Below are 11,516 nucleotides of genomic sequence, written 5' to 3' on the forward strand. Positions count from 1 at the left end.
GGGAGGACGATCTGATGCGGATGATCTGGCGCGCGGTGGCGATCTCGCTGCTGACGGGGACGGCGGTGCAGGCGGGGGCGCTGGCGGATGCGATCTTTGCGCCGGGGGCCTTCACGGCGACCGAGCCGGGGGCGGTGACGCGCTATGACCACGAGCGGAGCGGGCCCGAGGGGCCGGAGTTCCGGCCCGTGGTGGACGGGGTGCTGGTGGTGACGCCGGAGCAGGCCGAGGGCAAGAGCCGGCTGGTGCTGACCCATGAGGATGCGGGCAAGACGATCCCGGTGGCGGCCTTCGCCGCCAGTTCCAGCGATCCGGTGCTGCTCTATTTCCTCGAGAACACGGTGCGCAGCATGGCGGCGCTGACCGGGGGCAGCCCGTTCTACATCCGCAACCGGGTGCGCGATGCGCTGGTCAGCGCCGAGACGGCGGTGGCCGGAGAGCCGGTGGTGGCCGAGGTGAAACCCTTTGCCGATGATCCGAACCGCGAGCGGATGGGTGCCTTCGCCGATCTGGTGCTGCGCTTCGAGCTGACGCCGGGGGCGCCGGTGCCGCTGCGGCTGCTGTCGGCGGATACCACGGCGGCGGGTGGCGCCTATCGCGAGACGCTGACGCTGGAGGGGTCGTGATGCGCGGGCTCTGGCTGGCGCTGGCGCTGCTGCCTTCGGTCGGCGTGGCGCAGCAGGTGAACGATTATCCGACGCTGGCGCGGGCGGATTACATCTTCGGCTGCATGGCGACCAACGGGCAAGGGCCGGACAGCATGGCGCGCTGCGCCTGTTCGGTGGATGTGATCGCCTCGATCCTGCCCTATGAGGATTACGTGAAGGCCGAGACGGTGCTGAGCCTCAGGCTGGCGGGGGGCGAGCGCGGGGCGATGTTCCGCGGCATGTCGGTGGCGACGGCGGATGTGGCCGAGCTGCGCCGGGCGCAGGCCGAGGCGGAGATCACCTGTTACTGAGGGATCAGAGGATCTGGCGCCCGTAGAAATCCGACTGCGGGTCGGTCAGCACCATGTCGCGCAGCCGGTCCCAGAGATGGCGGCGCAGCTCGGCAAAGAGCGGCTCAGCGCGCAGGTCGGTCTGCCAGCGCGGGCGCGGGAAGGGCACGTCGAGCGTCTCGACGAGGCGGCCGGGACGGGGTGAAAGCAGCACGATCCGGTCGGCAAGCAGCAGCGCCTCATCGACGGAATGGGTGACGAAGACCACGGTCGCCGGGCGGACGGCAGTGAGCCGCATCAGCTCGCCCTGCATCAGCTCGCGCGACTGGGCGTCGAGGCTGGCGAAGGGTTCGTCCATCAGGAGGATCTGCGGCTCGGCGGCGAGGGCGCGGGCCAGCGCCAGCCGCTGGCGCATGCCGCCGGAAAGCTCCGCCGGGTAGCGCTGGGCGAAGCGGGCGAGGCCAACGAGGTCGAGATAGGTCGCGGCGCGGGCGCGGGCTTCGGCGGCGGGCAGGCTGGGGAGGGCGAAGGCGATGTTCTCGGCAGCGGTCTTCCAGGGCAGGAGGCGGAAGGACTGGAATACCATCGCCGCGTCGCGCCCCGGCCGGGGCGGCTGGCCGCCGACCTGCACGCTGCCGCTGTCGGGCGCGATCAGCCCGGCGATCAGCCGCAGGAGCGTGGTCTTGCCGCAGCCCGAGGGGCCGAGCAGCACCACGAACTCCTGCCGGGCGATGTCGAGGCTGATGCCGTCCAGTGCCAAGACGGGCCCCGCGCCGGGGCCGAAGCTGCGCGAGACCCTGTCGAGGCGGACATGCGGGGGGAGCGGCGTTACTGGGATGGCGTGTCCATCCCTGTCGCCGGGCCGATCTTGGCCAGCACCGCACCGAGCGGGGCGAAATCCGTCCATTCCTCCAGCGCGACCGGACGCAGGCCGGTGAAATCCTCGCCCTGATACATCCACTCGGTCGTCGCCTGAAGCTCGGCCTCCTGCAGGCCGCCGTTCACGCTCCAGCTCTGGCGGTAGGCTTCGGCGAGGTTTTCCAGATCGGCGCGGGCCATGTCGGGGCGGGCGACGGCCATCCTGTCGACCCAGAGCGCCGGATCGGCGGCGAAATCGCGCGAGGCGAGCGTCAGCGCCTCGATCACCGCCTGCACCTCGGCGCCGCGGGTTTCGAGCGTTTCGGTGGTGACGGCGTTCACCTTTGTCACCACGGGGGCGGCCTTGTAATAGGCGTCGGCGTCGATCAGCACGTTGACGCTGTCGCGCTCGGGCAGCGACATCAGCGTGCCGACGGACATGGTGGTGGCATCGACCTGCCCCGCCATCAGCGCCTGCGCCCGCACGGCGGGCTGGCCGAGCGAGACGATTTCCAGCCCGTCGGTCGCCACGCCCGCAGCGGCCAGCACCTTCATGCTGAGCGAATGGTCGAGACTGCCGACGCGGCCGACGCCGAAGCTCTTGCCGGCCAGATCGGCGGGCGAGGCGATGCCGGGGGCAGCGGCGATCAGGAAGGGCAGGGCCTTGTTGGGCGAGGTGACGGCGCGGAGATCGGTGGCGCCGCGCGCCACGAGCTGCAGCAGGGCGTCGGTGGAGACATTGGCCATCTCGCCCTCGCCGGCCTGCAGCGCGGCCATGGCCATCGGGGTCTGCTGCACGCGGACCAGCTCCACCTCGACACCGGCGCGGTCGAAATAGCCGTTGGCCAGCGCCAGATCCATCACCGAATTCGGCACCAGCGGGGTTTCCAGATCGGAGACGATCAGGCGGAACGGCTCGGCCAGCGCGGGCTGAGCGGCGAGGGCGGCGGCCAGAACCAGCGGCGCGAAATACTCTTTCATGATGTCCTCCCAGACGTTTACAGACGGTCGTGCAGCCGCCAGCGCGACAGCCGCAGCTCGATCAGGCGCAGGCCCTCGGTGACGATGACGCCGATCAGCGCCAGCATCAGCACGATGACGAAATATTCGGCCATGCGGAAGGTGTTGCCGTAGAGCGCGAGCAATCCGCCCAGCCCCTTCACGGCGGTGTAGAGTTCGGCCACCACGGTGTTGATCAGCCCGATGGTCGCGCCGAGCCGCAGCCCGACCACGAGGAAGGGCACGGCGCCGGGCAGGATGATGTGGCGGTAGATCCGCGGCAGGCCGGCGCCGGTGGAGCGCGCCATCTCGATCAGCTCCTCGTCGCGGTTCAGCACCCCGGCATAGGTGTTGAGGATGATCGGCATCACCGCTCCGAGGAAGACGATGAAGGTCTTGGCCTCGAAGCCGAGGCCGAGGATGACGATGATCAGCGGGATGAAGGCGACACGCGGCGTGGCGGCCAGCGCGAAGACGAAGACATCGACGGTGCGCCCGAAGAGCCGGATGCCGCCCATCAGCGCGCCGAGCGGGATGCCGACGAGCACGGCGGCGGCGAGGCCGGAGAGGTAGATCGAGAGGCTGTCGATGAGCGCGGTCTGCAGCCGCCCCTCGGCCCAAAGCCTGAGGCCCGCATCGACGGTGGCGGCGGGGCTGGGGATCAGGTTGCGCGGCATGGTCTGTGCCGCCCAGGCCCAGAGCAGGAGCAGCAACCCGAGAAAGCCGAGGCGCAGCGCCGGGATCATGGCGCGGCACCCCGCCGGGGCGGGGCAGGCCGCTGCGGCTGTGTCACAGGCGTTGTCACCGAACCCCCCTGAGGCGCTAACCCCTTTGGCTTGCCGGATTTCCGCCGGGGCGGCAATCCGACTTTAGGGGGAGACTAGCCCAGAGCGTAGCCCGCGCCGCGCACCGTGCGCAATGGATCTTCGCCGCCGAACTGGCAGAGCGCCTTGCGGAGTCGGCCGATATGCACGTCGACGGTTCGGGTGTCGACATAGATGTCGCGGCCCCAGACCCGGTCGAGAAGCTGCTCGCGGCTCCAGACCCGGCCGGGCTTTTCCATGAAGGTGGTCAGCAGGCGGAACTCGGTGGGGCCGAGTTTCAGCACCTTGTCGGCGCGGAACACCTTGTGGCTTTCGGGATCGAGCCGTATGTCGTCATAGTCGAGCACCACGCCGACGGTGGAGGGGCGGCTGCGGCGCAGCTGGGCGCGGACGCGGGCCATCAGCTCCACCACGGAATAGGGCTTGATCACGTAGTCGTCCGCCCCGGTCTCCAGCCCGCGCACCCGGTCCACCTCTTCGGAGCGGGCCGAGAGCATGATGATCGGCACGTTGCGCGTGTCGGGACGGGTCTTGAGCTGGCGGCAGACCTCGATGCCCGAGACATTGGGCATCATCCAGTCGAGCACGATCACGTCGGGCGAGACCTCGTCCACCAGAAGCAGCGCCTCCTCGCCGTTCGAGGCGGTGGTGACGCGGAAGCCCTCGGCCTCGAGATTGTAGGCCAGGACCTCGCGCTGTGCCGGTTCGTCCTCGACCAGCAGCACCACTGGCTGAGCGTTGCCTGCCATCACTTCACCGGCAGTTCGAAGGAGGTCGTGTCGCCCTTGGGCCGCGCCTCTTCGGGCAGGGTGCCGGTGACGAGGTAGATCACCTGTTCGGCGATGCCGGTGGCATGGTCGCCCATGCGCTCGATGTTCTTGGCGATGAAATGCAGATGCATGCAGGCGGTGATCTTGCGCGGGTCTTCCATCATGTGGGTCAGGAATTCGCGGAAGAGGGCGTTGTACATCTGGTCCACGTCGCGGTCGCGCTGGCGCACGTCGCTGGCCAGCTGCGCGTCGCGCTGGATATAGGCGTCGAGCGAATCCTTCAGCATCAGCTCGACCTCCTTGGCCATCCGGCGGATGGAGCCGGCCGCGCCGCCGATCGGCGGGATCTGCGCGAGGACGGTGGAGCGTTTGGCGAGGTTCTTGGCATAGTCGCCGCAGCGCTCGAGCGAGGCCGCGATCTTCATCACGGTGAGCACGGTGCGCAGGTCGCTCGCGGTGGGCGAGCGCAGGGCGATGAGCCGGGCGCTTTCGGTGTTGATCAGGTCTTCCAGCGCGTCGATGGCCTTGTCGGCGCTGCGCACCTGTTCCGACAATTCCTCGTCGCGGGTTTCCAGCGCCATCGCGGATTGCGAGATCGCGGCTTCCACCAGCCCGCCCATCTTCATGATCATGGCCTGGATCGCTTCGAGATCGCGATCGAAAGCGGTGGCGATGTGGCGTTCGTTGTTCATGCTCATGCTCTTAGCCGATTCTTCCGCTGATGTAGCTTTCGGTGCGCGGGTCGCTGGGGTTGGTGAAGATGTGCCCCGTCTCGCCGTATTCCACGAGATAGCCGAGGTGGAAGAACGCGGTCTTCTGGCTGACGCGGGCGGCCTGCTGCATCGAGTGGGTGACGATGACGACCGAGAACTGGCTGCGCAGCTCGTCGATCAGCTCTTCCACCTGCGCGGTGGCGATCGGGTCGAGCGCCGAGCAGGGCTCGTCCATCAGGAGCACCTCGGGCGAGGTGGCGATGGCGCGGGCTATGCAGAGCCGCTGCTGCTGGCCGCCGGAGAGGCCGGTGCCGGGGCTCGACAGACGGTCCTTCACCTCGCCCCAGAGGGCGGCGCGGCGCAGGGATTTCTCCACCACCTCGTCCAGTTCGGCCTTGTTGCGGGTCAGGCCGTGGATCTTGGGGCCGTAGGCCACGTTGTCGTAGATCGACTTGGGGAAGGGGTTCGGCTTCTGGAACACCATGCCGACCTTGGCGCGCAGCTGCACCGGGTCGACCTTGGGATCGTAGATGTCCTCGGCGTCGAGGGTGATCTTGCCGGTGACCTTGCAGCCCGGAATGGTGTCGTTCATCCGGTTCAGGCAGCGCAGGAAGGTGGACTTGCCGCAGCCCGAGGGGCCGATGAAGGCCGTCACGGTCTTGTCGAGGATATCGACATCGACATCCTTCAGCGCGTGGTTGGCGCCGTAATGCACCTGCACCTTGCGCGCCGCGATCTTGGCCTTGGTAGTGTCCACGGTTCTCTCCGAAATTCTCATGTCGTTCATGGCTATGACCCCTTACCAGCGGCGTTCGAAGCGGCGGCGCAGAATGATCGCCGCGGTGTTCATCAGCATCAGCACGACCAGCAGCACGATGATGGCTCCCGATGCGCGTTCGACGAAGGACGGGTCGGCGCGCTGGGTCCACTGATAGACCTGCACCGGCAGGGCAGAAGCCGGGTCGAAGAAGCCCTCCGGCGGGGCAGCGGGATAGTCGCGCACGAAGGCGACCATGCCGATCAGCAGGAGCGGCGCGGTCTCGCCGAGGGCGCGGGCCATGCCGATGATGGTGCCGGTCATGATGCCGGGCAGGGCCAGCGGCAGGACGTGGTGGAAGACCGACTGCATCTTGGAGGCACCGACGCCGAGGGCCGCGTCGCGGATCGAGGGCGGCACCGCGTCGAGGCTGGCGCGGGTGGCGATGATGATGGTGGGCAGGGTCATCAGCGTCAGGATCAGGCCACCGACCACGGGGGCCGATTGCGGCAGACCGGCAAAGTTGATGAAGATCGCAAGGCCGAGGATACCGTAGACGATGGAGGGCACCGCGGCGAGGTTGGCGATGTTCACCTCGATCAGGTCGGTCCAGCGGTTCTTCGGCGCGAATTCCTGCAGGTAGATCGAGGCGGCCACGCCGATGGGCAGCGACAGTACCAGCACGATGATCATCATGTAGGCCGAGCCGAGCATGGCGACGCCGAGACCGGCTGCCTCGGGCCGCAGCTCGGAGGCGTCGGGCCAGGTGATGAAGCCGAGGTTGAAGCCGACCTCCATCAGACCTGCGGCGCGCATCGCGCCGGCAAGCTCGAGCTGCTCGGGCGAGGTGTTGCTGTCGAGCTCGGCCGAGGCCAGGCTGACGCGGCCCTTGAAGTAGCCGTCGACCCGGCCGTTGGCGAGGAGGCGCAGCGGCACGGTCTGGCCGATCAGCGAAGGGTCTGCCAGCACCTGATTGCGCAGCTGGGCCGGGGCCTCCTTGGAGAGGATGCCCGACATCTGCCTGGCCGTCAGCCCGTCGGTCGGGATGCCCGCCCGGGCGATGGCCGCGGTCACCGCGGTGTCGATCTGCTTGCCGTAGCCGATGGTGGTGACCTTGGCGAGATCGTCCGGGTTGCGCTGGCCCTTGGGGTCGAGGATCGCCGGATCGAGCGTCGCCTCGACGGTGACGAAGGTCTGGCGGAAGGCGCTGGCGCCGTTGCCGAGGATCGAGGTCATCAGCACGACGAGCGCCAAGAGGCCTATGCCCACTGCCATGAGCCCGTAGGCGCGGAAGCGGCGTTCGGCGGCGTTGCGCTTGCGGGTGCGCTCGTCGGGGGCGATCAGCGAGACGCCAGCGGCTTTCATGGGGATCGACGCGTCGGTCATTCGTACTGCTCCCGGTATTTGCGCACCACATAGAGCGCCAGCACATTCAGGATGAGGGTCATGACGAAGAGCGTCAGACCGAGGGCAAAGGCTACCAGCGTTTCCGGCGAGGCGAATTCGGTATCGCCGGTGAGCTGGCTCACAATCTTCACGGTGACGGTGGTCATCGCCTCGAAGGGGTTCACGTCCATCCGGGCGGCGGCACCGGCCCCGAGCACCACGATCATTGTCTCGCCGATGGCGCGGCTGGCGGCCAGAAGGATGGCGCCGACGATGCCGGGCAGGGCCGCGGGCAGCACGACCTGCTTGATCGTCTCGGATTGCGTGGCGCCGAGCCCGTAGGAGCCGTCGCGCAGCGACTGCGGCACGGCGTTGATGATATCGTCGCTGAGCGAGGAAACAAAGGGGATCAGCATGACCCCCATCACCAGACCGGCGGTCATCACCGAGGAGGAGGAGTTGCCCAAGCCCAGCGGCTGGGCGAAGTAGTCGCGCAGCAGGGGGCCCACGGTGATCAGGGCGAAGAGGCCGTAGACGATGGTCGGGATCCCGGCCAGCACCTCGATCGCGGGTTTGGCGTAGGCGCGCATCCGGGGACCGGCATATTCCGACAGGTAGATCGCGGAGAGCAGCCCCAGCGGCACCGCCACAAGGAGGGCGATCAGCGAGACATACATCGTGCCCCAGAGCAGCGGCCAGATGCCGAGGTCGGAGCCGCCGCGGAACTGCGGGTTCCAGGTGGTGCTGAAGAAGAAGTCCTCGAAGGGGTAGATGCTGAAGAAGTGGATCGTCTCGAACAGGAGCGAGAGCACGATGCCGAGCGTGGTCAGGACCGCGACCAGCGACGAGGCGATCAGCAGCACCATGACGAAGCGCTCGAACACGTTGCGGGCGCGGAAATCGACATGGATGCGCGACAGGGCGAAGGCGAAGCCTGCCACGGCGGCGGCCAGCACGGCGATGCCGCGCCAGAACTGCGCGCCGTCGGTCAGGGTGCGGTAGGACTGCGCGGCGGTGAAGACCGAGGGCGTGATGGCGGTGGTCGAGGTGATGCCGGTCTCGGCAAGGCGGGTGCGCAGCGTCTCGTTCTCGGGGGTGAGGGCGGCGAGATCGCTCTCGCTCATGCCGTCGAGGATGCTCACCCGGTCGAGCGCGTCGCTGATCCGGCGAACGTCGCTCATCAGGAGGTTGCGCGAGGTGCCCTCGGCGATGTCGGTCTCGGCGATCTGGCCGGCGACGCGGCTCTCGATCAACTCGGGTTGCACGACGAGCCAGAGCGCCATCAGCGCGAAGGCCGGCACGGCGGCGAAGAGCGCGACCGTCCGACCGTAATAGGCGGGCAGGGAGTGCAGCTTGCGCGGGTCACCCCCGGCGGCGGCGAGCGCACGCTTGCGGCCAAGGACGTATCCGACCCCCGCGAGCGCCAGAACGATGAGGACGAGGATGCCGATGCTCATGAAAGGTCCGTGTCAGGAGGGATGGATGCCGCGGCGGCGCCATCCGGGGCAATCGGGAAACGGGTGGCGCCGGAGCGCCACCCGCAGGGAGATCAGTTGCTCAGCGGGCCCATCGCGGTGCCGGCGGCGACGGCTTCCTGGGTCGCGGCCAGTTCCGGGTCGGCAACGAGGCCGTATTCGGCCAGCGGGCCGTTCGGGCCGGCGATGTCATCGGACACGAAGAAGTCGATGTACTCCTGCAGGCCCGGGATCACGCCGAGATGCGCCTTCTTCACGTAGAAGTAGAGCGGACGCGAAACCGGGTACTCGCCCGAAGCCACGGTGTCGACCGAGGGGGTCACGCCGGACATGGTGGCGACTTGCAGCTTGTCGGTGTTGTTCTGGTAGAACGACAGGCCGAAGACGCCGATCGCGTTCGGGTTGGCGGCGATGCGCGACAGGGTCTCGGTGTAGTCGCCGTCGATGTCGACCGACACGCCGTCGGTGCGCAGGGCCATGCACATTTCTTCGGCCTTGTCCTCGTCGCCGCCGTTCTGGGCCGCGAAGACTTCCATGGCGCCCGACTCTTCACAGCCGGTGAGGATCACCTTCTCGTCGAACACTTCGCGGGTGCCGTGCTTGGTGCCCGGGACGAAGGCGAGGATCTGCTGATCGGGCAGCTCCGGGTTCACCTGGTTCCAGCTGGTGTTCGTGTTGGCCACGACGGCGCCGTCGACGACGACCTGGGCAGCCAGAGCCTTGAACCAGTCGGCCGGGGTGAAGGCGAAGGCTTCGCCGTTGATGTCGGAGGCGAAGACGATGCCGTCATAGCCGAAGCGGACTTCCATGATCTCGGTCACGCCGTTGGCGGTGCAGAGGTCGATGTCGGACTGGCTGATGCGGCTGGAGGAGTTGGCGATGTCGATGGTGTTCTCGCCCACGCCTTCGCAGAGCTTCTTGCGGCCGGCACCCGAACCGCCCGATTCGACGACCGGGGTCGGGAAGTCGAAGTTCTCGCCGAAGGCTTCGGCCACGATGGTGGCGTAAGGCAGAACGGTGGACGACCCGGCGGTCTGAATGTTGTCGCGCGCAGCGGCGGCGCCGGCGGAGACGGCGGCGATCGCCAGCGTCGAGACGGTGACTTTGAGAAGGGACATGGTTGACTCCTTGACTTCAGAACAGGGCGCTTCGGCGTCCTCGCGGTCGTCCTACGCCGCGTGTGGGAACCATTTACAACAGTTGCATGACAGTTTTGTAACGGACCCCGGCCCGTGGGGGAGGGTGACGCCAGAAAAGCGAGGGGCGGGAAAACGGGGCTTTGCCGGCCGTCCCGGGAGCGCGAAGGCGGTGAAAAGCGGCTGCGGAGGCAGCGAAATCAGGGGATTGGCAGAAGGGCGATGCGCTGGCGGCCTGTCATGCGGGCACTCGCATGGGTGGAAATTCTGCGAAAGTGACGCAACCTTGCGTTGCGACGAGAGTTAACTCCCGTTTCGGGTGGGAGAATATTTCATTCTCCGCCTGCGAAGGGGGCTTCGGCCGCTGCGCCCTTCGGAGGAGATGTGCTGCAGCAGGCATCCGGGCGGGAGTCGCGACCTTCGCGCAGCAAAAAGGGGCGCAGTGCTGCGCCCCTTCCGGTCGTCCGGCCTCGGGTCAGCGGGTGCTGTCCTTCATCGGGCATGTGTTCACCCCGAGCAGCGTGTAGAGCGGGCAGGTGGAAATGAGCCCGGTGGCCAGCGGCACGATGCCGATCAGGAACAGCCAGTGCAGGTTCGAGGCGGGGAAGAGGAAGAAGGCCGCGAGCAGGCCAAGGCCCACCACGATGCGGAGAACGCGGTCGATGCCGCCGACATTGGTCTTGAACATGGCTTTGCCTTTCTGTGCAACGCTGGAGGTAACGTCACCGCAAGCCTAGGCCGGGGGCGGCCGCCGGTCTGTGATCTAGTCACGTCTCGATGTGATCATTTCCGCGGCCCGAGCATCGGCACGGCGACCGAGACCGCGATCAGCAGCGCGCCGAGGCCCACGGCAAGTGTCGGCTGCTCGTCGAAGAACAGCCAGCCCGCGGCGGTGGCGAAGAGCACCGAGAGATAGGAGACGGGCGCGAGCCGGCTCGCCTCGCAGAGCCGGTAGGCGCAGAGGAAGCAGTATTGACCGGCCTGCGCGAGGCAGCCGATGGCGAGCAGCGCCGGCCAGTCCTGCCGCGCAACCGGCTGCCAGACCCAGAGCGCCGGAGCGGCGGTCAGCACCACCAGCCCCAGCGTGTAGAACAGCATCATCACCGTGCGGCTCTCGGTCCGCAGGGCGCGGGTCTGCACCAGCGCGAGCGCGCCGAAGATCACCGACACCAGCGCCGCGGCAAGGCCGGTGAGCGAGAGGCGGCCCTCGAAGCCCGCCGGGATCAGCATGACCATCGCCCCGGCAAAGCAGAGCGCTGCGGCGAACCAGCGGCGGGCGACAACACGTTCACCCAGCAGCAGGATCGCCAGCAGCATGGTGACGAGCGGGCGGGTGAAGCCGATGCCGTTCACCAAGGCCAGCGGCAGGGAAGCGATGGCGAGGAAGTTGCCGCTGAGCGCCACCGCATTGCAGGAGACGCGCAGCAGGTTGCGCCCGGGCTGGCGCATGGCGACCAGATCGGCCCGGTGGCGCCAGAGCAGCGGCAGGATGACGACCAGCCCGATCAGCGCCCGGATGAAGACCATCTGCAGCGCCGGATAGGTCTGACCTTGCAGCTTGACCAGCACCGTCATGCCGGTGACCAGCGTCATGTCCGACAGGAGCCAGACCACCCCCGCCGCCATGTCGCTGCGCGGGCGCTCGGGAGTTTCGGTCATCG

The 11,516-nt window shown here is 67.9% G+C and carries 13 protein-coding genes; 2 read left to right on the forward strand and 11 right to left on the reverse strand.

From position 1 onward, the window contains the following. Positions 1-14: 14 nt before the first annotated feature. Both AC3A5Z_RS06760 and AC3A5Z_RS06765 read left to right on the forward strand, forming a co-directional pair. Entirely contained in the window at positions 15-626 is a 612-nt protein-coding gene (locus tag AC3A5Z_RS06760; RefSeq protein ID WP_487518566.1) for a hypothetical protein, read from the forward strand. Continuing rightward, entirely contained in the window at positions 626-958 is a 333-nt protein-coding gene (locus tag AC3A5Z_RS06765) for a hypothetical protein (RefSeq protein WP_487518567.1), read from the forward strand. The genes AC3A5Z_RS06760 and AC3A5Z_RS06765 overlap by 1 nt, the downstream gene beginning before the upstream one ends. Before the next feature lie 4 nt (positions 959-962). Here the strand turns inward: AC3A5Z_RS06765 and AC3A5Z_RS06770 are convergent, their stop codons facing one another. The 11 genes from AC3A5Z_RS06770 to AC3A5Z_RS06820 form a co-directional block, all read right to left on the reverse strand. Further along, a complete protein-coding gene (locus tag AC3A5Z_RS06770) occupies positions 963-1,697 on the reverse strand; it encodes an ABC transporter ATP-binding protein (protein ID WP_487518568.1) in 735 nt (244 codons plus the stop codon). Between the two features lie 68 nt (positions 1,698-1,765). Next, a complete protein-coding gene (locus tag AC3A5Z_RS06775; protein ID WP_487518569.1) occupies positions 1,766-2,776 on the reverse strand; it encodes an ABC transporter substrate-binding protein in 1,011 nt (336 codons plus the stop codon). Positions 2,777-2,793: 17 nt separating this feature from the next. Beyond that, positions 2,794-3,540, reverse strand: a complete 747-nt coding sequence (locus tag AC3A5Z_RS06780; protein ID WP_487518570.1) for an ABC transporter permease — start codon at positions 3,538-3,540, stop codon at positions 2,794-2,796. A 134-nt stretch (positions 3,541-3,674) separates the two neighbouring features. Continuing rightward, complete coding sequence (gene phoB, locus AC3A5Z_RS06785; protein WP_487518571.1) at positions 3,675-4,367, reverse strand: phosphate regulon transcriptional regulator PhoB; 693 nt, start codon at positions 4,365-4,367, stop codon at positions 3,675-3,677. Continuing rightward, positions 4,367-5,080, reverse strand: coding sequence for a phosphate signaling complex protein PhoU (gene phoU, locus AC3A5Z_RS06790; protein WP_487518572.1), 714 nt, complete (start codon positions 5,078-5,080; stop codon positions 4,367-4,369). Before phoU ends, phoB begins: the two co-directional genes overlap by 1 nt. A gap of 10 nt (positions 5,081-5,090) precedes the next feature. Then, positions 5,091-5,888 (reverse strand): phosphate ABC transporter ATP-binding protein PstB, encoded by a 798-nt coding sequence (gene pstB, locus AC3A5Z_RS06795; RefSeq protein WP_487518573.1) that lies wholly within the window; start codon positions 5,886-5,888, stop codon positions 5,091-5,093. Positions 5,889-5,900: 12 nt separating this feature from the next. Then, positions 5,901-7,244 carry a phosphate ABC transporter permease PstA gene (gene pstA / locus AC3A5Z_RS06800; protein WP_487518574.1) on the reverse strand — a complete coding sequence of 448 codons (1,344 nt, stop codon included), beginning with the start codon at positions 7,242-7,244 and terminating at the stop codon, positions 5,901-5,903. Beyond that, positions 7,241-8,701, reverse strand: coding sequence for a phosphate ABC transporter permease subunit PstC (pstC, locus tag AC3A5Z_RS06805; RefSeq protein WP_487518575.1), 1,461 nt, complete (start codon positions 8,699-8,701; stop codon positions 7,241-7,243). The genes pstA and pstC overlap by 4 nt, the downstream gene beginning before the upstream one ends. A 92-nt stretch (positions 8,702-8,793) precedes the next feature. Continuing rightward, the gene (locus AC3A5Z_RS06810) at positions 8,794-9,837 is read right to left on the reverse strand and encodes a substrate-binding domain-containing protein (RefSeq protein WP_487518576.1); all 1,044 of its coding nucleotides are present in this window, start codon (positions 9,835-9,837) and stop codon (positions 8,794-8,796) included. A gap of 493 nt (positions 9,838-10,330) precedes the next feature. After that, on the reverse strand, positions 10,331-10,543 hold the full coding sequence (locus tag AC3A5Z_RS06815; protein WP_487518577.1) for a YgaP family membrane protein: 213 nt from the start codon (positions 10,541-10,543) through the stop codon (positions 10,331-10,333). Positions 10,544-10,638: 95 nt separating this feature from the next. Beyond that, on the reverse strand, positions 10,639-11,514 hold the full coding sequence (locus AC3A5Z_RS06820) for a DMT family transporter (protein WP_487518578.1): 876 nt from the start codon (positions 11,512-11,514) through the stop codon (positions 10,639-10,641). Positions 11,515-11,516: the final 2 nt, after the last annotated feature.

This window comes from Cereibacter sp. Soil_C_27 (assembly GCF_057657095.1).